Raw genomic sequence first — 24,708 nt, 5'->3', positions numbered from 1 at the left:
TCCGAACCCGGCCGTTAAGTGCTGCCGCGCCGATGGTACTGCGTCTCAAGACGTGGGAGAGTAGGTCACCGCCAAACCTAGTAAAATCCACACAAACATAACCGTATCTCTCAAAAACGATCCTCCCAAAAATACCGAAACCGATGCGCCAGACTGGTCGGCTCGCGTCCAGCGAACGCCGTCCTCGATGCAGGGCGCCCGCGTCAATACTCTCAAATCCCTCCACCGCGGTAGTTGACTTCGCGCCACCCCAGCAGCAGCGCTCTGGTCGCAGGTTCGGCGACCACTATATTCATTTCAGGGGACTTTCTTGGAAGGTGTGGGATGCTTCGACAGCAAGGCGCTGATTTCGGGCCAATGGACTTTCTCTCCGGCGAGGGAGAGATGGCGCGTCGCATCCGCGAAACCGACTGGACCGAGCATCCTTTTGGCCCCCCAGAGACCTGGCCCGCCCCGCTGCGCGCGGCGCTTTCGATCTGTCTCAATTCTGCGTTCCCCACGGCCATATATTGGGGTCCTGAGCTGCGGCTGATCTATAACGACGCCTGGGCGCCGATCCCCGGCCCGCGCCATCCGGCGTCGCTGGGGGCGCCCGCCCGAGAGGTCTGGAGCGATATCTGGTCGATCATCGAGCCGCAATTCAACGAGGTGATCCGGACCGGCAAGGGCCTCTTTCTTGAGGACCAGATGCTGCCCATGCAGCGCTTTGGCCTTCTCGAAGAAACCTATTGGAATTATAGCTTTACACCGCTGCGGAGCGAGCAGGGCGAGATCGTCGGCATCTGGAATTCCGGCAGCGAAACGACCGAGAACGTGATCCAGCGGCGCAACGCCGAATGCATGGTCAAGCTCAATGAGGCGCTGCGGCGGTGCAAGGATGCGCAGCAAGGTCTGCAGGTCGCACTCGACCGGCTGGGCACCCATTTGGGCGCCGATCTTCTTGGGCTGATGGAGGCCGATGCCGAGGGGGTCTTGGTGCCCGCCACAGAGGTGTTCCCGCCGCAGTCCGCCGCACGCAGGCCAGACGTGCAGAGCGCCTTCGGTTCGGCAGCTTTGGCGGACTTGCGCGCCAGGCGGGACGTGTTCGTCAATCGCGCCGATCAGGCGCTGGAGCCGGAGACCGCGCGCTTTTTGGTAGACCGCAACGTCAGCAACGGTTTGCTGGTGCCTTGGGTCAGTGGTGGCGTCTTGCGAGCGGTTCTTCATATCCACTGGACGCGGCCGCGGGCCACCGGGGTGCTGGATGTGGCGCTGGTGGAAAAGGTGCTTGAGACCACCATGGCATGGGCGGAGTTGGAGCGGGCCCGGGCGCGCGAGGTGGTGATGATGCAGGAGATCGATCACCGGGCGCGTAACCTCTTGGCCATCCTGCGCGCGGTGGCACGGATGATCGCGGCCGAGACGGTGGCGGACTACAAGGCCAAGCTGGATGACCGGATCTCTGCGTTGTCGCGCATTCACGGGCTGCTGTCGCAGCGCAAGTGGGACGGGCTTTCACTGAAGACCGTGATTGAGATGGAGTTGGAAACATTTGCGGGCGCCGAAAGCCTGCGGGTGTCGCTGTCGGGCCCAGAGGTCTTGCTGCCGGCAGCCGATGCACAACTGTTGGCGATGATGGTCCATGAACTGAGTACCAACGCCCTGAAGCACGGCGCATTGGCCGATCCGGAAGGTGTGCTGGACGTGAGGTGGCAGACCGATGGGCCGAGTGGTGAGATCGAGCTGACGTGGTCCGAGAGGTCTTCTGCGATCAAAGCGCCGGAAGAGGCCGAACCGATGCGGCGTGGCTTTGGCACCATTCTGCTGCAAAGGGTCGTGCGCGATCACTTTCAGGGCCGCATCGCGCGGCATCGGTCTGCCGGAGAGCTGCGCTACGAGATCGCGCTCTCGGGCGGGGGGTGGACGCAGGAAAAGACATCCGATCCTGCTGCGATCATCGCCGAGGTCGACGCGCCAGCGCGGTCGGTCATGATCGTCGAGGACGAGCCGATCATCGCGCTCGATCTGGCGGGGATGATGGAAGATGCGGGCTACGCGATCTACGGTCAATTCGGCACCGTCGGGGCGGCGCTCGATGCGCTGTCCGAGGCAAAGCCCGAGGTTGCGCTGCTCGATGAGAACCTCGGCGGCGAGCGATCGACTCCGGTGCTCGAGAAACTGATGACGCTCGGCGTGCCGGTGGTGGTCATTTCCGGCTATGATGGTGAGGCGATGACCGGCGTGCCACGGCTGGCCAAGCCGATCTCCGAGGCGGAACTGCTGACCACGCTGAAGAACCTGTAGCCTTACACGCCCTGCGTCATTGGCAGGTGGTCCAGCAGGCGGTCACGCCCCGACGGTAAGCTCGCCAAACAGCTTTTCGAAGGCTGCGGCTGTGGGGGAGGGCGCTCGTCGCGCAGGCGTCAGCAAATAGAGTTTGCGCTCGAGCCGCAGGTCGGCCAGCGGCACGAAGGCAATGGCTGGGTCATTGAAGAGTTCGACCGCGTTGCGGGGCAGAAGTGCAATGCCCACGCCTGCGCGGACGAGGCACAGTTGTGCGATTGTCGAATGGCTGCGCAGTGGCCCCGCCTTCAGCCGCGCGGGAAGGGCGGATCCGGCAAGCAGCCGTGATGTGCCGGTTTCGGCACCAAGGTGAATGAGCTGCTGCGGATCAATGGCGTCCACCGGCACCGGACGGCCGTCCAAGGCCAGAGGGTGATCAGCGGCGCAGGCCAGCCCGAAGAGGTCGGTCGCGATTTCCGTCTGGATGATGTCAGGCGTGCTGCGCGCGCGGCCTGCGATGGCGATGTCGAGCCTGTCATTGGCGACCATTCCGGCAAGGATTTCTGCCACGTCATCGTGCAGCAACAGCTCGACCTCGGGATGGCTCTGCCGGAAGGCGGCAATCGCCGGGGCGACATACGGCGTGATTGCCGATGGAGTCGCGCCGATCCGCAGCGTGCCGCGCAATCCACGGGCGCGCTGGCGCAGGCGATCAAGCGCGCGATCCAGCCCGTCGAGCAGCGGGGCCGTCTCGTCAAGAAATTCCTGCCCCAGCGGAGTTGGCGCGGGCGGGCGGCTGCGGCGGTCGAAAAGCGCACCGCCAACGATTTCTTCGAGCTGCCGCACCGTTTCGGTCAGCGCCGAGGGCACGACCCCCAGACGCTCGGCCGCGCGGGCAAAGCTGCCCTCGCTTCGGATGGCATGGATCGCGCGCAGGTGTCGCAGATTGAAATTCGTATTTTCTGAATCAAGCTTCATAAGTTTCAATTTCAAAGAACCACGCGCTTCGGTCAATATGCCGCCAGACAGGAGACCAGCATGACCGCCACCGACCGCGCCCTATCCGATGCCATTGACCGACTTCCCCGCGCCCTACAGGACGCGGGCTTTCGCGGCGAGGTCGAACGCGACAGCGCGCTGCGGGCGGCCATGTCGACGGACAATTCGGTCTATCGCATCCTGCCCGACCTGATCGTCGCGCCGCACGATGCCAAGGATGTGGTCACATGCATGTCGGTGCTGGAGCGCGCGGAGTTCGCGCAGGTCCCGCTTACCGCGCGCGGCGGCGGCACCGGCACCAACGGCCAGAGCCTCAATCGCGGCATCATCCTCGACATGCGCCGGCATATGCACCGGCTCTTGGAAATCGATCCCGAAGGTCAATGGGCGGACGTGGAGCCGGGGATCGTGCTCGACGACCTCAACGCTCAGCTGCGGTCCAAAGGCCTGTTCTTTGCGCCAGAGACCTCGACCTCGACCCGCTGTGCGGTGGGCGGCATGGTGTCGACCGACGCCTCCGGCAAGGGGTCGCGCATCTATGGCAAGACCTCGGACAACCTGCTGGGTGTCGAGATTGCGCGGGGGCAGGGCCTGCTGTCGAGCCTAGGGTCTGCTCCGGACTGGGCGGCGCCGATGCTGAAGGCGGCCGAGGACGCGGCGCGGGCCGGGCGCGACGCTTTCATCGCCAATACGCCGCGCCTCAACCGTCGCTTCACCGGCTACGATTTGGAGCGGGCCTGCCCCGATGCGGTTGGCTTTGAGTGGTGGCGGCTGTTTCCCGGCTCGGAAGGCACGCTTGGCCCGATCACCCGCATTCGGGTGAAATTGCGCCCGCTCCCCAAGGAAAAGCGCCTCGTGGTTGCCGGGTTTGCCAGTTTTCGCGACTCGCTGGCGGCGGCGCTGCCGCTGCTCGAGGACGATCCAACCGCGATCGAAGTGATGGATGAGCGCGTGCAGGCGCTGGCCGAAGACGCCGGTCTGCTGGGCAGGCTGCCCGAGGCGCTGCGCCCGAAGGGGGGCGAGGCGCTCGCCTATACCTTTGTCGAATTCAATGGCGATGAGGCCGAGGCGCTGGATGCGCGCAGCGCCGCCTGCGAGGCACGGTTGCACGGTCTGCCCGGTATACGCGCCGTGCACGTTGCCTCGGGTGCCGAGGAAATCCGCGAGCTTTGGGCCATCCGCTCCGCCGGCGTCGGGCTTCTTGGCAAGGTCGAGGGGCGCGAGCGTCCGGTGGCGTTCGTCGAAGACTGCGTGGTGCCGCCCGAAACACTGCCGGACTTCCTCGACGGGTTTCTCGACATTCTCACCCGGCACGGGCTGAGTTTTGGCATTTATGGCCACGTCGATGTGGGCTGCCTGCACATCCGTCCGGCGCTCGACATCGACGCCGAGGCGGGGCGGGCGCGGCTGGTGCAGGTGTCTGACGAGATCTTTGATCTGGTGAACCGCCACGGCGGCATCTTTTGGGGCGAACACGGCAAGGGTGTGCGCGGGGCCTACCTCGAAGGCTGGATCGGGCCCGAAGCCTATGCCGCCCTGCAAGGCGTGAAGGCGGCCTTTGACCCTTCCGGGCGGTTCAATCCCGGCAAGCTGGTCGCCATCGGGGCGCCTGTCATGGGCATCGCCAGCACACCGTTCCGTCCGTTCAACGCGCCCGACGGCGATCCGCTGGAAAAGGCCTTCCGGTGCAACGGCAATGCGCAATGCCTCAGCTACGCCGCCAGCGTGCCCATGTGCCCCTCGTTCAAGGCGACCGGAGACCTGCGGCATTCGCCCAAGGGGCGGGCCGATGCGCTGCGCGCGTGGCACGAAGGCAAGCGCAGCGGCACGGTGACAATGGATGAAGGCGATCTGCTGGGCACGCTCGACACCTGTCTGGGCTGCAAGGCCTGCGCGTCGAGCTGCCCGGTGCAGGTAGATATCCCGGCGATGCGCTCGGCCTTCTATGAGGATGTCTACAGCCGCAAGGCCCGCCCGTTGACCGACCACGCCATGTTGCTGGCCGAGCGCCTTAGTCCGTGGCTGCTGCGCGCGGCGCCGGTGCTTCGTCCTCTCTGGCCTCTCGCACGGCGCGCGGCGGAGCGCGTGCTTTCGGTGATGGACCTGCCCGCCGACCTCGCGCGTCCATTGCCGCCGGAGGCCCGCATCTCACTCAGCGAACTGGAGGCGCGCACGCTTCCAGAGCGCACGGTTTTGGTCTGGATGGACTGGTTTTCGGCGCTCTACGACGGCGGAACGCAGCGAGATGTCCTGCGCGGGCTCAAGGCGCTTGGCTACCGGCCGTTCTTTGTCGAGATGCTGCCCGCGGGCAAGGTGGCGGGCGACCTTGGGGAGCGCGCGTCCTTCGCCAAAATGGCGCAGCGGCTTGCTGCCGCGCTTGGCGCCGGGGCGCGCAGCGGCGCGCCGATGATTGGCCTCGACCCGGCCTTCGTGATGGCGCTGCGGCAGGACTACCGGAAAGCCGGAATCGAAGTGCCGGAGGTTCTGCTGCCGCAGGAGTTTCTGGCCGCAGAACTGCGCGCGGGCGCGGATTTTCCGCACCTGCCGGGCGGCGCGCTGAGCCTGTTCACCCATTGCACCGAAAGCACCGGCGCGCCTGCAGCGCGTGCGGCGTGGCAAGAGGTCTTTGCCGGGCTCGGTGTGGCGATCGAAACGCCTGCCACCGGCTGCTGCGGCATGGCTGGCATCTTTGGCCACAAGATCCGGCATCAAGACATGTCGCGCAGCCTGTTCGACATGTCCTGGGCCGCGCCGTTGGCACAGGCCGACGAGGCGGTGGCGACGGGCTTTTCGTGCCGCTGCCAGTCGGAAAGGCTCGCCGGTAAACCGCTGCGCCACCCGCTCGGGCTCATCGCGGACCGTCTGGGCTGAGGCGCAGGCGAGCGCACCGCGCGGGCCTTTTGCCCCGTAGTGACGCTGCGGCAGGGCCGCAGGATTCAGCATTCTCGCATAGATCGACGCCTTTCCGGCGTCGGTCTTTTGCATTCCCGTTGCAGAGCTGTTGCGCTTCGGACAACCTGTGGAAACAGTCTATAATATGACCAAGCCGTCATTAATAGGGCGGCTTTTCCGGGGGAGGGCCAAATGAAACCAGCAGCGCGGCGCGACATGATCGTCCAGCTTGTCGAAGATCTTGGGGAGGTGCTGGTCGACAGTCTCGCCGACCGGTTCGATGCGTCCCGCGAAACCATCCGGCGCGATCTGAACGAGCTTGATGGCGCCGGTCGCATCCGCAAGTTCCACGGCGGCGCCCGCAAGGCACCCGCGCTTGGTGAGACCGGGCTCACCGAGGGGCCGTTCGACGCGCGTATGGAAACCCTGCCGGGCGAAAAGGCAGCCATCGGGCGTTGCGCTGCGGATCTGTTCGAAGAAGGGGCAGTCATTTTCATCGACACCGGCTCGACGACGATCGCCTTCGCCCGGGCGCTGGCGCGGCGTCGGGGCCTGACAGTCATCACCAACTCGCCCGAGATTGCCAAGCTGCTCTCGCGCCCAGAGGCGCAGCACCGGGTCTATTTGGTCGGCGGCGAGATCGCGGCGGAAGGCCGCGAAACGCTCGGCGCGCTGGCGATCGAGCAGCTTGGCCGGTTCAAGGCGCGCCATGCGGTGCTGACTGTGGGCGGGGTCACGCAGGGCGAAATCATGGATTTCGATCTGCGAGAAACCGAACTCGCCCGGGCCATGGTCGCGCGGGCCGAGCACGTGACGGTACTCGCAGATCACAGCAAACTCGACAGTGCCGCAGTGTTCGAGGTTGCCCCACTTGCAGACATTGACCGCCTTGTCACGGATCAGCCGCCGTCGGAAGCGTTGCAGGCTGCGCTGTCAGCGGCGCAGGTCGAGTTGCTCGTCGCTCCGGGCGGGTGAGCCGCAAAAAAGCAGAGCCAAAATTTCCGGCAAGACCCGCCTTTTCAGGCGGGTTTTTTACTTCAATGCGAATGTATGATTGTGGATTCGGTCACATATATGCACGATCAGTCGTAACCGAAGCAGCCTAGCGCGCCACGCACAGCGGCGCGGCGGAGAATGACCTTGACCACTTCAGCCCCCGATCCAGCCCGCGACCTGCCCTCCGAACTGGACGTCGTGATCATCGGCGCGGGTGTGGTGGGCTGCGCGATGGCGCGGCGCTTCGCCCTCGAAGGGGCCAGCGTGGCGGTGATCGAGGCGGGGACGGATATCCTGTCCGGCGCGTCCAAGGCCAACAGCGCCATTTTGCACACCGGCTTCGACGCGCCGCCGGGCTCGTTGGAACTTCGCTGCATGCAGCAGGCCTACGACGAATACATGCAAATCCGCGGCGAGATGAACCTTCCGGTGCTCGAAACCGGGGCGATTGTCGCGGCATGGACGCCCGAGGAAGAGGATCGCTTGCCCGACCTGCTGGCGCAGGCGCAGCAGAATGGCGTTGACGACGCGCGGCTGATTTCCCGCGCCGAGGTGCGCTCGCGCGAGCCTCATCTGGCCGACGGCGTGCGCGCCGCGCTGCTGGTGCCGCGCGAACATGTGATTGACCCGTGGTCGGCGCCGCTGGCCTACGCTACGCAGGCGCAGGCGCTTGGCGCGACGTTTCGCTTTGGCGCAGCCTTGCAGACCGCGCGCCGCGATGGGGGGATCTGGACGCTAAAGACCGCAGCGGGCGATTTGCGGGCAAGAACCGTGATCAATTGCGCCGGTCTCTACGGCGACCGGATCGAGGCGATGCTGACCGGCCAAAGCGGCTTTGAGATCCGTCCTCGCAAAGGGCAATTCGTGGTGTTTGACAAGGCCGCCGCGGCTCTGCTGCGCACGATCCTGCTGCCGGTACCGAACGACCGGACCAAGGGCATCGTTCTGACGCGGACCGCCTTTGGCAACCTGCTGGTGGGCCCAACCGCAGAGGAGCAGCAGGTGCGCGACCGCCCTGACGTCACCCGCCCGGAACTCGAGGCGCTCATTACGAAAGCCGGCGAGATGGTGCCGGGGCTGCGCGAGATGCCGGTGACGGCTGTCTACGCCGGGCTGCGTCCTGCCTCCGAGCGCAAGGAATACCGGGTCCACGCCCAAGCGGAGCAGGGCTACTACTGCGCTGGCGGCATCCGATCAACGGGGCTGACCGCGGCTCTCGGGATCGCGCGTCACGTGTTCGAGCTGTGGCGGCAGGACAATGCTGCAAGCAGAGCCGCCGTAGCGGCGCCCCCCGTGCCCCGCATGCCCAATCTCGCCGAGCATCTCGAGCGCGACTGGCAGAGGCCGGGGCATGATGGCATCCTGTGCCATTGCGAGATGGTGACAACGCGCGAGGTGCGGGCGGCGCTCGATAGCCCGCTGCCGCCGGGCGATTTCGGCGGGCTGCGGCGGCGCACCCGCTGCGCGATGGGCCGCTGTCAGGGGTTCAACTGCCTCGCACGGGTCGCCAGCCTGTGTGAAGGTCGGCTGCGAACGCCGATCGTCGCGGAGGATGCAACATGAGCGGCGGCGCGGATTACGACGTGATCGTCGTTGGCGGCGGGCCCGCCGGGTTGTCCGCCGCAACGGCCCTGAGGGGCCACGGCGTCGAACGGGTTCTTGTGCTCGAACGTTTCGAAGTGGCAGGCGGTATCCCGCGCCATTGCGGCCACCCGCCCTTCGGCCTGCGGGAATTTCGCCGCATTCTGACCGGACCTGCCTACGCCCGCCAACTGGTGGCCGAGGCCGAGCGCGCCGGGGTGCAGATCCGCACCCGCTGCAGCGTTACCGGGATGGCCCGCGGCGGGGTCCTCGAAGTGGCGACGACGGAAGGAGCCGAACGGCTGAGCGCGCGTCGCATCCTGATTGCCACCGGCACCCGCGAGCGCAGCCGCGCGCAATTGCTTGCGCCGGGCCTGCGGCCGCTTGGCGTGATGAACACCGCCGCGCTTCAGTCCTTCGTTTATCTGGAGGGCAAAGCGCCGTTTGCCCGTCCGGTGATCATCGGCAGCGAGCTTGTGTCGCTGTCGGCGCTGCTCACGTGTCGGCGCCACGGTATCCGCCCGGCGGCGCTGATCGAAACCTCGGCGCAGCCACGTACGCGCCGCCTTTTCATGCAGCTTTGTCGTGCTCTGCGCGTGCCCGTACACATCGGGGCCGAGTTGGTCTCGATCGAAGGCAAAACCCGTGTCGAAGGACTTCGGGTGCGGCGCGCCGATGGCGAAGACTTGGTTTTGGCGTGCGATGGGGTGGTCTTCTCGGGCCGCTTCACCCCCGAAGCGACGCTGCCGCGACAGGGGAATCTGCGGATCGACCCCGGCACGCTTGGGCCGCAGGTGGACGGTGCTGGGCGCAGCTCCGATCCGTATGTCTTCGTCGCTGGCAACGTGCTGCACCCGGTGGAAAATGCGGGCCACTGCTGGACCGAGGGGCAGCGCGTCGGCGCCGCGATTGCGGCAGACCTCGGGGTCACGGTGCCGACCACGCCGAGCGGGCCTCGGATCAGGCTGGGCGAGGGGCTGCGCTACGTCGTGCCGCAAAGTCTTGCTGGTGCGGGGCAGGGCTGCGTGCTCAACATTCGCGCAAAGGGAGCCGCGCATGGCCGGTTGGTCCTGCGCGATGCGGCAGGGCAGCAGATCGCGGCGCGCCGGGTCAACAGCTATCCCGAACAGCCGCTACGTCTTAGAGTGCCAGCGCAGGTCAACGGCATGCCCGACGGCGATCTGGAACTGCGGCTGGAGCGGAAGGGCTGAGGGATGCGAATTCTGGCGCTGGATCAGGGCACGACCTCAAGCCGCGGCCTGCTGGTGGATGGAAGCGGTGACAGCCGGATCGTGAAGTCGCTGCGCCACGCGCAGCATTTCCCTGCATCCGACCGGGTCGAGCACGATCCGGCCGAACTGCTCGACAACCTGCGTGCGATCATCGCGTCTGCCGGGTCCGTGGATGCCATCGCGCTGTCGAACCAAGGCGAAAGCTGTCTCGCGTGGGACGCGCTGACCGGTGCGCCGCTGTCGCGGGTGATCGTCTGGCAGGACCGCCGCACCGAGGCGCGGCTGGCGCAGATGGCTGAGGGCGAGGCCTTGGTCCGCGCTCGGGCCGGGCTGCCGCTCGATCCCTATTTCTCGGCTTCGAAACTGGCGTGGCTGCTTCAGACCCAGCCAGCGGTTGCCGACGCGCATGCCAGAGGCCGGCTTCGGCTGGGCACCACCGATGCCTTCTTCCTGCAGAACCTCACCGGCGCGGCGCGCACCGATGTGAGCACGGCATCGCGCACGTCGCTGATGTCGCTGGACACCGGCCAGTGGGATCCGGAGCTTTGCGCGATGTTCGGCGTTCCGCTCGAGTGCTTGCCCGAGATCTGCGCCACGGTGGATGACTTCGGGCACATTGGCGCGGTGCCGGTCACCGCCGCGGTGGTCGACCAGCAGGCCGCGCTCTACGGACACGGCTGCCGCGCTGCCGGAGATGCCAAGATCACCTTCGGAACCGGTGCGTTCGCGCTGGCGCTCGCCGGTGAGGCGCCCCCCCAAGTGGAGGACAGCGGCTTGCTGCCGACGGTGGCTTGGCGGTTGCGCACGGGGACCCGTTTTGCAAGCGACGGCGGCGTGCATGCCGCGGGCGCTGCAGTGGAATGGGCGCAGCGGATTGGTCTGCTGGACGGCCCCGAGGCCCTCGCGGATTTCGATGCGGCGCCCGCCATTGATCGCGGGCTTGCGTTCGTGCCGGCGCTTTCGGGACTGGCCGCGCCGCATTGGGATGGCTCGGCGGCGGGGCTCTTTATCGGAATGACCGGGGCCACGACGCGGATCGATCTGGCGCAGGCGTTGATCGAGGGCGTGGCATTGCGGGCCGCCGAGGTGATCGAGCGCATGGGCGCGACGCAAGGCACAATCGACAGGATCTCCGTGGACGGGGGCCTGAGCCGATCGGCCTATCTGTGCCAGTTTCTGGCTGATGTAACCGGCGCGCGGGTCGTCCTACCGGGCACCGAGGAACTGACAGCCTTCGGCGCCGCGCAACTGGCTGCGCTGGGGCTGGGCGCGGATTTGCCCGCGCCCGGCCCGAGGGCAGAGATCTCGCCGCGACGCTGTGATCGGGCGACCCGCATGGCGCGGTTTGCGGATGCAGTGACACGTGCGCGGGGCTGGCGGACATGAAAAGCGCGTCACTTGCCTTCAGGTGTGTGTCGCCTGCCGAAAATTTTGCGCAAGCGGTCGGGAAATTTTGGATTCGGTCGTTCGTATGCCGACCGAGATTGACGCGGATCTCGAAGTGGCATTGCAGCAGGCAGAGCTGTGCAAAAAACAGGCCGTGGGTTTGATCGTCCGATATTTTTTTCGCTCTTCCCTTAACTTCCTAGGCCCGATGAACATACAGCGGGAAGCGGTCGCTGGCGGCCTCGCCTTGCGGTCCACGCGCCCGTGGCTCTTTGTTCAAAGCCACGCCTACGCGCAGACCCGCGGGAGATTTCCCGTGACGCAGGATCACCCCGGTCATACCCTGACCGAAACCACAGTTCGCCCGCAGATGGGGCGTGCGTGGCTCTGAAAGACCGAACAGGAAAGCAAAGCCCATGACCTCCGAAAACCCGCCGCTGCCTTTTGTCTGTCGCAAGACGCCCGCGCAGAGCACGCAAGGCATCGTCGTGACCAACCATCCGCTCGGCTCGGTGGCGGGGCATGAAATGCTGGCTTCGGGTGGCAACGCGGTGGATGCGGCTGTGGCGTCGCTGCTGGCGCTGACGGTGGTCGAGCCGATGATGGTGGGCATCGTCGGCGGTGGCGTGTCGCACCTGCGTCTGCCAAGCGGCGAGCACAAGGTCTATGATTGCCTGTCGCAGGCGCCTGAGGCGGCCACGCCCCACATGTTTCAGCCGGTTTCCGACCAGCTTCCCAACTACATGGAAACGGCGGAGCGCCGGAACCTCGTCGGGCCGTCGGCAGTGGCCGTGCCGGGCAACCTGCAGGGGTGGTGCAATATGCAGGCGGCGCATGGCGCGCTGCCGTTTGAGGATGTGATCGCCCCGGCGATCCGCTACGCGCAGCGCGGCTTTGCCGTGACAAATTATCTGGCGTCGAACATCGAGCGCCATGCCGAGGACATGTCGAAGGACGCCGAGATCTCGCGCATCTTCCTGCCCGAAGGCACGCCGGCGAAGCCGGGGCACCGGCTTGTGCAGGGGGACTATGCCGAAAGCCTCAAGCTGGTCGCCAAGGAAGGCGCGGCTGCGTTGCACGGGGGCGCACTTGGTCGGGCGCTGGTTGACCGGCTGGCCACCGGCGGGCCGGACGCCGGGCTGGTCTCGATGGCGGACCTCGAAGGCTATACCGCCAAGGAACGCGAGGCGATCTTTGGCAGCTATCGCGGTCATGACATCGTCGGCCCGCCGCCGCCGGCCTCTTCGGGGGTGCATGTGGCACAGATGCTCAACATTCTCGAGGGCTTCGATCTGGCGGCCATGGGCTTTGACAGCCCCGAGCGCCTGCACCTTCTGGCTGAAGCCATCCGCATCGGGTTCGAGGATCGGCGCGCCGCCTCCGGCGATCCCGACTTCGTTGATATCCCGGTCGAGAAACTGATCTCTAAGGCCTATGGCGAGGCCTGTCGCGACCGCATGCGGCCCGCTGGCGGCACGGGCCATGTGCCGCCGGGCTACGAGAGCCGCAACACCACGCATATCACCGTCGCCGATCGCGAAGGGCGGATCGTCTCGGCGACGCATACGATCAACGGTCTGTTCGGGGCGCGCTTCATGGTGCCGGGCACGGGCATGATCCCCAACAACTACATGTACAACTTCGACCCGCACCCCGGTAAGGCGCTGTCCATTGCGCCGGGCAAGCGTGTGCCCACGTCGATGGCGCCGATGATCGTGCTGAAGGACGGCAAACCAAGCTTTGCGCTGGGGCTGCCGGGTGCGGTGCGGATCTTCCCATCGGCGATGCAGGCGATCATCAATATGATTGATTTCGGCATGACCCCGCAGCAGGCGGTCGAGGCGCCCCGCGTGTGGACGGAAGGGGCGCATGTAGAATTGGAACCCGCCTACGCGCATCATGCCGAGGCGCTGACCGCGATGGGCCACGAGGTGAAAGTGGTGCCGCATATCGGTGGCGGGATGAATGCCATCGCCTTTGGCGACGCGGGCATGATGACCGGTGCCGCATGCTGGCGGGCGGATGGCACCGTCTCGGCCCTTGGCGGCGGACTGGCGGGCGAGGGCATCGCGTTCCATATCTGACAAGCAGCGGATGCGCGGCGTCAGGTCTTGGCGCGGCGCGACAGACTGAGAGGCACATGAGATGCAAAAGACGCTATTGCTGACCGGGGCGAGCCGGGGGATCGGCCATGCCACGGTGAAGGTGTTTCAGGCGGCGGGCTGGCGCGTGCTGACCGTCTCGCGCACCGGCTTTGACGACCGCTGCCCGTGGCATGCGGGCGCCACCGACCATTTTCAGGGGGACTTGTCGAACCCCGAGAACCGCGCCGATCTGGTGGCGCGGGTGCGCGAAAGCCTTGCTGGCGGGCCGCTCAACGCCATCGTCAACAACGCCGGGATCTCTCCGAAAGGGGAGGACGGCGCGCGGCTCGGCATCGCGGAAAGCTCTGACGAGGTCTGGCGGCAGGTGCTGTCGGTGAACCTGATGGGCCCGGCGGCGCTGATGCGCGACCTGCTGCCCGAGCTTGAACAGGGCAAGGGCGCGGTGGTCAACGTCGGCTCGATCGTCGGTTCACGCGTGCACCCGTTCGCCGGGGCCGCCTATGCCTGCTCGAAGGCGGCGCTGGCGGCGCTGACCCGCGAGGCGGCGGCAGAGCTTGGCCCGCGCGGGGTGCGGGTGAACATGGTGACACCGGGCGAGATCGAGACCGAGATCCTTTCGCCGGGCACCGAGGAGATGGCCGAGGTCATTCCGCTTCGGCGTCTTGGCAAACCCGACGAGGTGGCGCGCGTGGTGCTGTTCCTGTGTTCCGAGCAGGCCTCTTACGTCAACGGTGCCTCGATCGACGTCAACGGTGGCCAACATGCGTAACGAAAGGGGGCGGGCGTGACGCGACACGCCCGCCCCCGCGGTTTTGCTCCTAGGGTAGGGGGCGGCTCAGTAGCCGCGCCCCGCATCCGCCAGATCGGCGCAGGTGCCGGTGTCCTCGAAGGTTTTGAGGTTGGCGGCAATAATCCGCCCGCCGGTGGCCGCGTCGATTTGCGACGCCACATGCGGCGTCACGGTGACCGCCGGATGATCCCAGAACGGGTTGTCGGTCGGCAGCGGCTCCTGATGGAAGACATCGAGCGTCGCCTGCTTGATCTGGCCGCTGTCCAGCGCCGCCAGAAGGTCCGCGTCGACAAGGTGCGGGCCACGCGCGCAGTTGATGACGCAGGCACCCTCTGCCAACTTGCCGAAGAGCTCGGCGTTCATCAGGCCGCGGGTCTGGTCGGTGAGCGGCAGCAGGTTCACGAGGATCTCGCAGCCCGACAGGAAGGCATCGAACTGCTCGGGGCCGGTGAAGGTCTCGACACCCTCGATGGTCTTGGGCGATTTGGACCAGCCGCGCGTGGTAAAGCCAAGACCGGCAAGCGTCTGTGCGGCGGCAGTGCCGAGGTTGCCCAGGCCCATGACGCCGACGGTGCGGTTGGGGGCCACAGGAACGACGATGGCGTGCCAGTCCTTCTCGGCCTGCGCCTGCAACTGGCGCGGCATGTCGCGGTGGTGGCGCAGCACCTGCAGCGCTACGTATTCGCGCATGCGTTGGGTCAGATCGGTGCCAACGGTCCGGATGATCGGCACGCCCTGCGGCAGCGCCTCGTCAGCCAGCACGTGGTCGATGCCGGCGCCGATCGAGACGATGGCTTTGAGGTTGGGCAGCTTGGCCAGATCGCCAGTGCGCGGACGCCAGACGACGGCATAGGTCACCGCTTCGGGATCGGTGACCTCGTCGAGCGGCTGGACCGTCCATCCGGGCAGCAGATCTTGCAGCATGTCCACCCACCATTGGGTCTTATCGGCGAGGGGAAGATAGACGGCGACAGTCATGGGAACTCCTTGGGTGTTGCCTTGGTATCGGAGACAAGGGAATGAACTTCAAACAACTCGAAGCCTTCTACTGGCTTAGCGAGTTTCATAATTACAGGCAGACGGCAGAGCATCTGAGCCTGACGCAGCCTGCGGTGTCCGCGCGGATTCAGTCGCTCGAGAAGGATCTCGGCAAGACCTTGATCGACCGCGAAGCGCCGGGCTTCGTGCTGACCGATCAGGGGCTGGAGGTGGCCGAGTTCGCGGTCGACTTTCTGAACCTGCGCGAAGCGATGATGGGACGGCTGCAGGACAAGCAAAAGCGCGGCCTGAGCATTGGACTTGCGGGCATGGCCGCGCTGACATGGGGGCCGCTGCTGCGCGCGGCGGTCGAGGCGGCTCACCCCGACCTGATCCTCGATATCTATGCCGGATCGGATCTGCAGCTGCGCCGGTTTGTCGACGCGGGCACGCTGGATGCGGCCTTCACCGCCAGCGGCGACCGCGCGCGTGGGTCGGATTTTGCCGTCCGCTACGACGTGGGCTGGGTGACGCGTCCCGACGTGATCGAGGGCAGGGCGATGCCGATGACACCGGACGATCTGCGCCGCTTGCCCTTGGTTCTGTACCCAAAGACCTCGCCGCTTTTTAATCCGGTGGCCGACTATGTCGACGACATGCGCGAACGCCCCGCGCCGCGACACTACGGCAATTCGCTCTCGACGATCTGCGAGATGGTGCGCCGCGGCTACGGCGCCTCGGCACTGGCGCTGACGGCGCTGCGCGATGACCTGGCGCGCGGCACGATCGTCCAGATCGACGCGACCGTGCCGCTGGCGCCGCTGCACGTGTCCTGCACCCACCTCAATCGGGCCCGCCGAAAGCAGGTGGTCGAGGTGCTCGAGCTGGCCCGTGAGGCAGCCAAAGAGTGGTGCGCGGAACATTCCGAATACAGCTCCTTCGTCGAGTTCTGAGGGCTTAGCCCTCGATCTTGGCCTTGACCATCTTGGTGGCGCCGGACATCTCGCCCAGATGCGTGCCCGCAGTGACCTTGGCTTCGTTGACCAGGCCGCGCTCGGTCTTCAGTTCGCCTTCCGCCAGCACCTCGTCGAGGTCCTCGGGGGCGATGAACAGCACGCCGCTCTCATCGGCAAGAACCGCGTAGCCCGGCAGAACGGTGGCGCCGCCGATCGAGACGGGCACGTTGAAACCGCCGCCGGTGTTGTAAAGGCGGGTGGTGACCGGCGAGGGGCCGCGCGACCACATGGCGAAGTCCTGCTCCTTGATCTCGGCGGTGTCGGTGTGCGGGCCGTCGACGCAGCCGCCCTCAAGACCGATCATCGCGGCCATGCGGGTCACGCCGCCGCCCCAGCAGGCGTATTTGGTGTCGCCGAGGCGGTCCACGGCGAGGAAATAGCCCGGCCCGCACTGGCTCAGACAGTGGTGCAGCAGCGTGCTGTCGAGACCGGGGATGGCGAGTGTTGCGACGGTGGCCGCGACGACCTTGCCGGGCAGCACTGGCTGGATCGCGGGAGCGGCAAAGCCGTAGTGGTAGAAGTGGCCGATGGTGGCGGTTTCGAGCTTTGCCAGCCGGTCGAGCTTGTCCTGCGGGATGGGCTCGGGCATCGGGTTCAGCTTGTAGACGAGATTGGACATGGGTCTCTCTTTAGTTTTGTGGTCCGAGGATGAGGTCGGGCAGCAGCGTTACGGTCTGCGGCACGAAGGTCAGGAGGATCAGCACGCCGAACAGCGGCAGCAGCATTGGCAGCACGGCCAGCGTCACCCTTTCGAAGCGCACCCGGCCGACTTCGGCGACGATGTAGAGGCCGATGCCCATGGGGGGGGTGGCGATACCGATCAGCAGGCCAAGCTGCATGATGATCCCGAAGTGCACGCGGTCGATGCCATAGGCGTCGATCAGCGGCAGCAGGGTGGGCACGAGGATCAGCTTGGCGGGCACGCCTTCGACAACGCAGCCGACAAGCACGATGAACACCAGCAGCAGGGCAAGGAAGACGTTCTTGCTCTCGGTCAGGCTGAAGGTGAAATCGGCCAGTTTCTGCGGCGTCTGGTCGATGGCCAGCAGCCAGCCCATGGCAATCGAGAAGGCAATGATGATCATGATGACGGCGGTCATCATCGCGGTGTCCGACAGCGCGTTAAAGAAGGCGCGGAAGGTCAGCTCGCGGTACCAGATGCCGATGATCACGCAATAGATGCAGGCCAGCACCCCCGCCTCGGTGGCGGTGACAAAGCCGAACATGATGCTGCCGAGGATGATCGCCGGGGCGACCAGCGCCAGAAAGCCGTGCTTGGCGGTGCCGACGACCTGCCGCGGGGTGGCGCGGGGCTGGGTCGGGAAGTCCTGAAACTGCGCCCGGATGCGCACGTAGATCATCAGCGCAAGGCCGACGAGGATGCCGGGGACGAGCCCCGCGAGGAACATCCGCTCGATCGACTGCTGTGCGAGGAAGGCATAAAGGACAAGGCCGATGGACGGCGGGATGAGCGGGCCGATGACCGAGGAGGCGACGGTGATCGCCGCGGCGAAATCGGCTTTGTACCCGCTCTCGCGCATCGCCTTGATCTCGATCGCGCCCAACCCGGCGCAGTCCGCCACGGCGGCACCCGAGATGCCGGCGAAGATCATCGAGGAAAGGATGTTCACCTGTGCGAGGCCAGCCTTGAGGTGGCCCACCAGCGCGTTGGCGAAGGCAAAGATGCGCTCGGTCACGCCGGTGGCGTTCATCAGGTTGCCGGCCATGATGAAGAAGGGCACGGCGGTGAGCGAGGCCTTGTTCACCCCTTCCAGCATCTGCTGGGGAATGATCTGCAGCGCGTTGGAGAAATCCGAGGTCAGGAAGGTCAGCACCGTGGCGGTGCCGATGGCGATCGAAATCGGAACGCGCAGCAAGATCAGCGCGATAAAGGTGCCAAAGAGAATCCAGGCCATGGTCTACACTTCCGGATGGTGGTCGGTGACGTTCTCGGGCAAGCCGGCCAGCAGTTTCGCGATGTCGAGAACCGCGGTCAGGGCAACAAGAACGGTCGAGATGAAGAGCGGCGCAGAGAGGGCGAAACGCGGCAGCTCGCCGCCTGCGGGGAGGATCGCGCCGTCATAGATGCCGTTCGAGGTGGCGAAGACCATGGGCAGCTGTTGCAGCAGCACGCCGGTGACCAGCAGTGTCGCCGCGTCGGACAGGATGCGGGTGACGACGACACCACCCGGGCCAAGCCGTTCGGCCAGGAAATCGATGCGCACGTCCTTGAGACGGGCGTAGAGAGCGAAGAAGCCGAAGAAGCTGAGCCAGATGAAGAACACCATGGTCCATGGCCACATCCAGTAGGGTGCCATGCTCATCGGACGCAGGATGATCGTCGCGGTGGTCAGCCCCAGCATCACCAGAAGGCAGATGTTGGAGATCCAGAGGAACACGCCCGCCATGGACCAGCTCAGCCGGTCGAGGCGGTTGAGGGTCCGCTGAAGCGGACCCTCGGGAGAGATGTCGTACGGTGTCACTGTGCGGGTGCCCGTGCCGCCTCGACGGCCTCCATGAAGCCTTCGGGAAGCTCACCGCTCTCGGCCATTTCCTCGTAGAAGGCTTTCATCTTCTCGACCAGCGGTGCGGTGTCGATGACGGTGTATTCGGCACCATCGGCCACCATGCGCTCGATGCTCTCGTCGGCGACGCTGAACATCAGATCCTGCGACATTTCGCCAGCCTCTTCGTAGGCCTGCAGCAGCCCCGCGCGGGTCTCTTCGTCGAGCGCGTCGAGGGCGCTTTCGTTGACCATGAACCCGACCGACTGCCAGTATTCATCCATCCGCGCGATATAGGGGGCGACCTCGTTGAAGCGCATGGATTCGACCAGCGCGATGGGCGAGTTCACCGCCTGCACGATGCCCTTCGAGATACTCTGGTAGACTTCGGTCCAGGGCAGGGTGATCACCTCGGCACCAAGACGGTCCCAGGTGTCGATTGCCACCTTGTTCTCGTGCATGCGCATTTTGAGGCCTTCGTAGTCGGCGGCGGTCTCGACCGGGGTGTTCGACACGGTCACCCGGAACGGGCCGCGCAGCACGAGGGTCGGATCGCCCAGCGGGCGCACACCGGATTGCGCAGCGGCATTGTCGAACCAGCCGGTCACGGTGTCGGAGTTCATGAAGCGCTGCCAGTGGGCAAAATCGTCAAAGGCGTAGGGACCGGCCAGCCAGCCAAGCGCGGGCTCCCACTTCTTCATGTAGCCAAAGCCTTCGGCGTAGATTTGCACGATGTTGGCCTGAAGCTGCTCGAGAACGGCGTTCTCTTTGCCGAGCTGCTCGTTGGGGTAAACGGTGATCTTCAGTTCGCCGTCCGTGTATTCTTCGGTCAGTTCAGCGAATTTCTGAAAGACCTGACCTTCGGGGCTGTCCACCGGCATCTTGGTGGCCATTTTCCAAGTGGTTTCGGCATAGGCGGAGGAGCCGAGCACCAGCGCGAGGCCGGTGGCGAGGCCGAGGAAGGTTCTTTTTTTCATGGATCATTCTCCGTGTTGGGGGAAATGGCCGGGTTGTCCCGGCTCATTGTTTTGAATGCGGGGATCAGTCGTGCAGGCCCTTGGCGACATGGTCACGCACGAGGCCAGCGCCAATCTCGGCCAGCCGCGCCACAAGCACATCGCCGGTTTCAGCCGAGCACAGGGTCGGGTCGCAGGCGTAGGCGCCGGTCTCGGTGGCTTCCAGCGCTTCGATCGGCGCTTGGATTTTGGCGCCGTCGTAGACCACCGACGAGAAGCCGCCGATGTCCATGCCCTTGATGGTGCTGCCGGTGGGCGCTTCGCGGACAAGGTCCTTGCGGATCAGGTCGGGGTAGAAATGCAGGCCGACCGAGGTCAGCGGGTCGCCGCCGTGACCGGAGGACGCCTTGGCTTTTTCTGCGCCGATCAGCGCCGGCAACTGGCCGTAGGCGACCTGCCACAGATACATCGACGGCACGAACATTCCGGCCTTCTGGCGCCAGCGCAGCGCGACCTCGGTGATCGCGGGGACGTTGCCGCCGTGGCCGTTGACGATCATCAGCTTGCGGATGCCGTGACGGTTCAGGCAGGCGAACATGTCATCGAGGATGCCGCAGAGCGTCGCATGGCTGATCGAGATGCCGCCGTGGCTCGACTCGAAGTAGTCCTTGCCGCCAAATGGGATCACCGGGGCCACGAAGGTCGGCACTCCGTCGGCGCGCGCGGCCTTGGCGATCTCCATCGCCATCAGGTCGGCGGCAAGGTAATCGCCCATCGGCGCGTGGATGCCTTGGTCTTCCAGCGAGCCCATGGGCAGCAGCACCACGGCCTCGGAGGTCAGTTCCTGGCGGGCCTCTTCCGAAGTCAGCTCGGCAATGCGGATCTTCTCGATCATTTGGGGAGGTTCCTGTCGTTTAGGTCTCGTTTGACGTAGATGAAGCCGTGTCTGGCCGGAGGCGTCCAATTCATTCGGATTGCCTGCCCATAGAGAAAATTTTTCAATTTTCGCATGGTCTTGGGTGCGGTTTGGCACGGCTCCGCCACAGCGGTCACGCAGGGCGCGCCGCAGCGGTTGATGGGGCGTTGCCCGGCCCCTTCGACGGATCGGATCAGGGCCGGAAAACGCGGTCGCGTTGAGTTTTGGCGGTGGGGCGAAGGCGTTGAAGTCTCTCCGCCCCGGTGCCGGGGTGCGGGCTTAGCCCGTGGTCGTCTGGGGCAGGGGCCCCGCTTTGATACAGGCGGCGCGCCAGCCGGTGCCCACGGGCTCCAGCGGGGGCACCGCTGCGGCGCAGGCCTCTTCGGCCATCGGGCACCGCGTGCGGAACGGACAGCCGGAGGGCGGGTTCGCCGGGCTCGGCAGTTCGCCTTCCAGCACCTTGTCGCGCTCTTCCTCGCCGCGTGCTTCGAGCGAGGGCGTCGCCGCCAGCAGGGCGCGGGTGTAGGGATGCGCGGGGGTGCCGAACACCTTCTCTGCCGGGCCTTCCTCGACGATCCGGCCGAGGTACATCACCACGATGCGGTTGCACAGGTGGCGCACCACGTGCAGGTCGTGGCTGATGAACAGCATCGCAAGGTCGAGATCGCGGCGCAGGTCCATCAGCAGGTTCACCACCTGCGCCTGGATCGACACGTCGAGCGCCGAGACCGGCTCGTCGGCGACGATGAAATCGGGACGGGTCGACAACGCTCGGGCCACGGCGATGCGCTGCCGCTGTCCGCCCGAGAACTGATGCGGACGACGCTGCGCCGCCGAGGCTGGCAGGCCGACCTGTTCGAGCAGGCGCCCGACCTCGGCGTCGACCTCTTGCGCCGGCACGATATTGTGGGTGCGCAGCCCATCGGCGATCTGCGCGCCGACGGAGCGACGCGGATCGAGCGAGCCGAAGGGATCCTGAAACACCATTTGCATGCGCCGCGACAGGCGGCGGCGGTCCGCACCGCTGATGCCCGAGAGGTCGCGGCCATCGAAGGTCACCGCACCTGTCGTCGGCGCATCGAGCCCCAGCATCATTCGGCCCAGGGTGGATTTCCCGCAGCCAGACTCGCCGACCACGCCGACGGTTTCGCCGGGCGAGACGGTCAGGCTGACGCCGTTGGCCGCCCAGACGTCCTTTTTCTGTCCCAGCAGGCCCTTGCGCGTCGGGAAGTTGCGGCCAAGGTCCTTTGCCTCGACCAGCGGTGCGGTGGGTACGTCATGGATCAAGAGACATCCTCCCAGCGGAAGCAGCGTGTCAGCCGGTCTGCAGTGGGCTCTGCAGCCGTCGGTGCGTGGTCGATGCAGCTGGGCAGCGCATAAGAGCAGCGCGGTGCAAAGCGGCAGCCAGTGGGCATGGCGCGGGGCGAGGGCACGGCGCCGGGGATGGCGACGAGCCGTTCGGACCCACCCTCGGGAACCGAGGCGATCAGCGCCTGCGTGTAAGGGTGCTTGGGTGCGGCGAAGACCTCGGCGACCGGGCCTTCCTCGACCACTTCGCCGGCGTACATCACGGTCACCCGGTCGGCGATCTCGGCCACCACGGCAAGGTCGTGCGTGACAAAGATCATCCCCATCTCGGGCGTCTCTTCCTTGAGCCGCGCAAACAGCTGCAGGATCTGCGCCTGGATCGTCGGATCGAGTGCCGTGGTCGGTTCGTCGGCGATCAGCAGCCGCGGGTTGTTGGCCACGGCAACGGCGATCATCGCGCGCTGCCGCTGTCCGCCCGACAGTTCGTGCGGATAGGCCGAGGCGCGGCTTTCCGGATCGGGGATGCCGACATGGCGCAGCAGTTCAACCACACGGGTTTTCAACGCGGCATCGTCGATGTCGTGATGCGCCCGGATCGCCTCGCCCACCTGTTCGCCAACGCGCAGCACCGGGTTGAGCGCCGCGGCGGCGTCTTGGAAGACCATCGAAATGTCCTCTCCGCGCAGGGCGCGGAAGCCGTCTTCGTCCAGCCCGGTCAGATCGATCGCGTCGCCGTTGCGTGCGCGGTAGACCGCAGAGCCGCCGGTGATGCGCAGCGTGTCGGCCAGCAGCCCGGTCATCGCAAGCCCGGTCAGGGTCTTGCCCGAGCCGCTCTCGCCGACCAGCGCCACGGTTTCGCCGGGGCGCACGGTCAGACCGACGCGGCGGACCAGTTCGAGGTTGTGCGCGGCAATGGACAGATCCTTGATCTCCAGCAGCGGCGCGTCATCCTTGAGCGTTTTGGCGGGCGTCTTGGCCTTGTGCTTGTTGCGCGGACGCAGCCAGAGGGCGCCACCTGCGGTAAAGCTGCGCGGATCGAGCGCCGACTGCAGCCGGTCGCAGAGCAGGTTGAAGGTCAGAATCGTGCCAGCCAGCGCAAGCGACGGCCAGACCAGCAGCAGCGGGGCCACCTCCATGGCGCCACGCGCCGAGCGGATCATCAGGCCCCAAGACGGGGTGGGGGGCACCACGCCGAGGCCAAGGAAGCTCAGCCCGCTTTCGATGACGATGGCTGAGGCGACGACCAGCGACATCTGTACCAGCAGCGGCGGCAGCACGTTGGGCAGGATGGTCCGCACGAGAATGCGCAGCGGATGCGTGCCCATGGCGCGCTGTGCGGTGACAAAGTCGAGACCCCGCACCTGCTGCGTGGCGGCATAGACCACACGGGCGTAATTGGGCGTGTAGAGGATGGTCAGCGCGATGATCAGCGGCCATGTCCCGGCGCCGAGGATCGCCACCACCAGCAGAGCAAGCAGCAACGGCGGCAGGCACAGGATGATCTCGGCGGCGCGCACGGTCAGCAGTTCGACGACGCCGCGGAAATAGCCGCCGAGCAGGCCCAGCGTGGTGCCGATGGCTGCGGCGAAGAGCGCCGAGCCGACGGCGATGAAGAGCGAAGCGCGGGCACCCCAGATGAGGCGCGAGAGCACATCGCGGCCGAAGTCGTCCTGTCCCAGCCAGTGCTCGGCTGAAGGCGGTGAGAAACGGTTCGGGATGTCCATGCCGCGCACGTCCTGCAGCGGCAGCACGGGGGCCAGCAGCACCGTCGCGACGATCAGCGCGATGATGGTGCCGGGCAGGATAAGTTTGCGTGTTGTCCGGCTCATCAGCGCACCAGTGAAATACGGGGGTCCAGCATGGCGTTCACCACGTCGACCACGAGATTGAGAAGGACGAAGAGCACCGAGATCGTCATCACGATCCCCACCACTTCGGGATAGTCGCGCGCGTCGACGGCGGTCACGAGGTAGCCCGATAGCCCGGGCCAGTTGAAGACGAATTCCACCAAGACGGTGCCTCCGATCAGCGTGCCCAGCTCGAGGCCGAGGATGGTCAGCACCGGGATCAGCGCGTTGCGCACCACGTGGCGGCGCAGGATACGCGCGCGGCTGACACCCTTGGCCCGCGCGGTGCGCACGTAGTCACGCTCGAGCACCTCGAGCACGGAGGCGCGGCTCATGCGGGTGATCACCGCAAGCAGCGACAGCGCCACGGTGCCGGCGGGCAACAGGAGTAGTTTCAGATGTTCGACCGGATCTTCGGTGAAGGGCACGAAGCCCCCTGCCGGCAGCCATTGCAGCTGCTGCGCGAAGATCAGGATGACCACCGAGCCGACCACGAAGACAGGCGTGGAGAGCGCGGCGGAGGCAAAGAACGAGATCACGGCGTCGGCCCGGCCATCGGCGCGGATTGCCGCGAAGGTGCCCAGCGGGACGCCGATCGCAGAAGCGATCAGCGCGGCCGCCACGATGACCTCAAGGGTCCGGGGCAGGCGCAGCCCGATCTGTTCGATCACCGGCGCGCCGTCGCGGAACGACGCGCCGAGATCTCCGGTGAAGATACCGGTGACATGGTCAAGATACTGCTGCCAGAGCGGGGCGTTGAGCCCCATCTTCTCGCGCAGGGCGAGGACCGCGTTGGGATCGGCCGGAATATTGCCCTGACTCAGCAGAAGTTCCGCGGGATCACCGGGGATCAGGTGCAGGAGCAAGAAGACGACGGTAACCACGATCCAGACGAGGAACAGGGCCACCAGGCTACGGAAGGCGATGTATCTCAACATGG

At 66.0% G+C, this 24,708-nt stretch carries 20 protein-coding genes and 1 rRNA gene; 11 read left to right on the top strand and 10 right to left on the bottom strand.

Annotation, left to right across the window (positions count from 1 at the left end; all coding sequences use genetic code 11):
• Both rrf and ACXAJT_RS22435 read left to right on the top strand, forming a co-directional pair.
• Positions 1 to 77: ribosomal RNA gene (gene rrf / locus ACXAJT_RS22440) — 5S ribosomal RNA — on the top strand; the annotation flags it as partial.
• Between the two features lie 247 nt (positions 78 to 324).
• Positions 325 to 2,283 (top strand): HWE histidine kinase domain-containing protein, encoded by a 1,959-nt coding sequence (locus ACXAJT_RS22435; protein WP_475239340.1) that lies wholly within the window; start codon positions 325 to 327, stop codon positions 2,281 to 2,283.
• A 42-nt stretch (positions 2,284 to 2,325) separates the two neighbouring features.
• On the opposite strand, the gene ACXAJT_RS22430 is transcribed toward ACXAJT_RS22435, so the two are convergent.
• On the bottom strand, positions 2,326 to 3,240 hold the full coding sequence (locus ACXAJT_RS22430; protein ID WP_475239334.1) for a LysR family transcriptional regulator: 915 nt from the start codon (positions 3,238 to 3,240) through the stop codon (positions 2,326 to 2,328).
• Between the two features lie 60 nt (positions 3,241 to 3,300).
• On the opposite strand from ACXAJT_RS22430, the gene ACXAJT_RS22425 reads away from it, so the two are divergent.
• The 8 genes from ACXAJT_RS22425 (at position 3,301) to ACXAJT_RS22390 (ending at position 14,222) form a co-directional block, all read left to right on the top strand.
• Positions 3,301 to 6,132: an FAD-binding and (Fe-S)-binding domain-containing protein gene (locus tag ACXAJT_RS22425; protein ID WP_475239330.1), complete on the top strand. Its 2,832-nt coding sequence runs from the start codon at positions 3,301 to 3,303 to the stop codon at positions 6,130 to 6,132.
• Between the two features lie 213 nt (positions 6,133 to 6,345).
• Positions 6,346 to 7,128, top strand: a complete 783-nt coding sequence (locus ACXAJT_RS22420; protein WP_475239326.1) for a DeoR/GlpR family DNA-binding transcription regulator — start codon at positions 6,346 to 6,348, stop codon at positions 7,126 to 7,128.
• 165 nt (positions 7,129 to 7,293) lie between these two features.
• Positions 7,294 to 8,712, top strand: a complete 1,419-nt coding sequence (locus ACXAJT_RS22415) for an FAD-dependent oxidoreductase (RefSeq protein WP_475239324.1) — start codon at positions 7,294 to 7,296, stop codon at positions 8,710 to 8,712.
• Positions 8,709 to 9,941, top strand: coding sequence for an NAD(P)/FAD-dependent oxidoreductase (locus ACXAJT_RS22410; protein ID WP_475239322.1), 1,233 nt, complete (start codon positions 8,709 to 8,711; stop codon positions 9,939 to 9,941). The genes ACXAJT_RS22415 and ACXAJT_RS22410 overlap by 4 nt, the downstream gene beginning before the upstream one ends.
• 3 nt (positions 9,942 to 9,944) lie before the next feature.
• Positions 9,945 to 11,348 (top strand): FGGY family carbohydrate kinase, encoded by a 1,404-nt coding sequence (locus ACXAJT_RS22405; RefSeq protein WP_475239320.1) that lies wholly within the window; start codon positions 9,945 to 9,947, stop codon positions 11,346 to 11,348.
• An 85-nt stretch (positions 11,349 to 11,433) separates the two neighbouring features.
• A complete protein-coding gene (locus tag ACXAJT_RS22400; protein ID WP_475239317.1) occupies positions 11,434 to 11,739 on the top strand; it encodes a hypothetical protein in 306 nt (101 codons plus the stop codon).
• Between the two features lie 25 nt (positions 11,740 to 11,764).
• Complete coding sequence (gene ggt, locus ACXAJT_RS22395; RefSeq protein ID WP_475239315.1) at positions 11,765 to 13,432, top strand: gamma-glutamyltransferase; 1,668 nt, start codon at positions 11,765 to 11,767, stop codon at positions 13,430 to 13,432.
• A gap of 61 nt (positions 13,433 to 13,493) precedes the next feature.
• Positions 13,494 to 14,222: an SDR family NAD(P)-dependent oxidoreductase gene (locus ACXAJT_RS22390; RefSeq protein ID WP_475239313.1), complete on the top strand. Its 729-nt coding sequence runs from the start codon at positions 13,494 to 13,496 to the stop codon at positions 14,220 to 14,222.
• A 66-nt stretch (positions 14,223 to 14,288) separates the two neighbouring features.
• Here ACXAJT_RS22390 and ACXAJT_RS22385 read toward each other — a convergent pair whose 3' ends face one another.
• A complete protein-coding gene (locus tag ACXAJT_RS22385; RefSeq protein ID WP_475239309.1) occupies positions 14,289 to 15,221 on the bottom strand; it encodes a 2-hydroxyacid dehydrogenase in 933 nt (310 codons plus the stop codon).
• A 41-nt stretch (positions 15,222 to 15,262) separates the two neighbouring features.
• Between ACXAJT_RS22385 and ACXAJT_RS22380 the strand changes: the two genes are divergently transcribed.
• Positions 15,263 to 16,174: a LysR family transcriptional regulator gene (locus ACXAJT_RS22380; RefSeq protein ID WP_475239303.1), complete on the top strand. Its 912-nt coding sequence runs from the start codon at positions 15,263 to 15,265 to the stop codon at positions 16,172 to 16,174.
• 4 nt (positions 16,175 to 16,178) lie between these two features.
• Here ACXAJT_RS22380 and ACXAJT_RS22375 read toward each other — a convergent pair whose 3' ends face one another.
• The 8 genes from ACXAJT_RS22375 to ACXAJT_RS22340 all read right to left on the bottom strand — a co-directional run bounded on the left by ACXAJT_RS22375 (position 16,179) and on the right by ACXAJT_RS22340 (position 24,706).
• Positions 16,179 to 16,856, bottom strand: a complete 678-nt coding sequence (locus tag ACXAJT_RS22375) for an RraA family protein (protein WP_475239298.1) — start codon at positions 16,854 to 16,856, stop codon at positions 16,179 to 16,181.
• Positions 16,857 to 16,866: 10 nt separating this feature from the next.
• Complete coding sequence (locus ACXAJT_RS22370) at positions 16,867 to 18,153, bottom strand: TRAP transporter large permease (RefSeq protein WP_475239296.1); 1,287 nt, start codon at positions 18,151 to 18,153, stop codon at positions 16,867 to 16,869.
• Between the two features lie 3 nt (positions 18,154 to 18,156).
• Positions 18,157 to 18,720, bottom strand: coding sequence for a TRAP transporter small permease (locus ACXAJT_RS22365; protein ID WP_475239293.1), 564 nt, complete (start codon positions 18,718 to 18,720; stop codon positions 18,157 to 18,159).
• Positions 18,717 to 19,718: a TRAP transporter substrate-binding protein gene (locus tag ACXAJT_RS22360; protein ID WP_475239291.1), complete on the bottom strand. Its 1,002-nt coding sequence runs from the start codon at positions 19,716 to 19,718 to the stop codon at positions 18,717 to 18,719. Before ACXAJT_RS22360 ends, ACXAJT_RS22365 begins: the two co-directional genes overlap by 4 nt.
• 64 nt (positions 19,719 to 19,782) lie before the next feature.
• A complete protein-coding gene (locus tag ACXAJT_RS22355; RefSeq protein WP_475239288.1) occupies positions 19,783 to 20,592 on the bottom strand; it encodes a creatininase family protein in 810 nt (269 codons plus the stop codon).
• Between the two features lie 300 nt (positions 20,593 to 20,892).
• Positions 20,893 to 21,900 carry an ABC transporter ATP-binding protein gene (locus tag ACXAJT_RS22350; protein ID WP_475239284.1) on the bottom strand — a complete coding sequence of 336 codons (1,008 nt, stop codon included), beginning with the start codon at positions 21,898 to 21,900 and terminating at the stop codon, positions 20,893 to 20,895.
• Positions 21,897 to 23,750, bottom strand: coding sequence for a dipeptide/oligopeptide/nickel ABC transporter permease/ATP-binding protein (locus tag ACXAJT_RS22345; RefSeq protein ID WP_475239280.1), 1,854 nt, complete (start codon positions 23,748 to 23,750; stop codon positions 21,897 to 21,899). Before ACXAJT_RS22345 ends, ACXAJT_RS22350 begins: the two co-directional genes overlap by 4 nt.
• Positions 23,750 to 24,706, bottom strand: coding sequence for an ABC transporter permease (locus ACXAJT_RS22340; protein ID WP_475239276.1), 957 nt, complete (start codon positions 24,704 to 24,706; stop codon positions 23,750 to 23,752). The genes ACXAJT_RS22345 and ACXAJT_RS22340 overlap by 1 nt, the downstream gene beginning before the upstream one ends.
• Positions 24,707 to 24,708 lie beyond the last annotated feature (2 nt).

The organism is Salipiger sp. ABF4_146, from assembly GCF_056161345.1.
The sequence above is the reverse complement of the archived record's forward strand: the minus strand, read 5'-3'. Positions and strand labels throughout refer to the sequence as shown.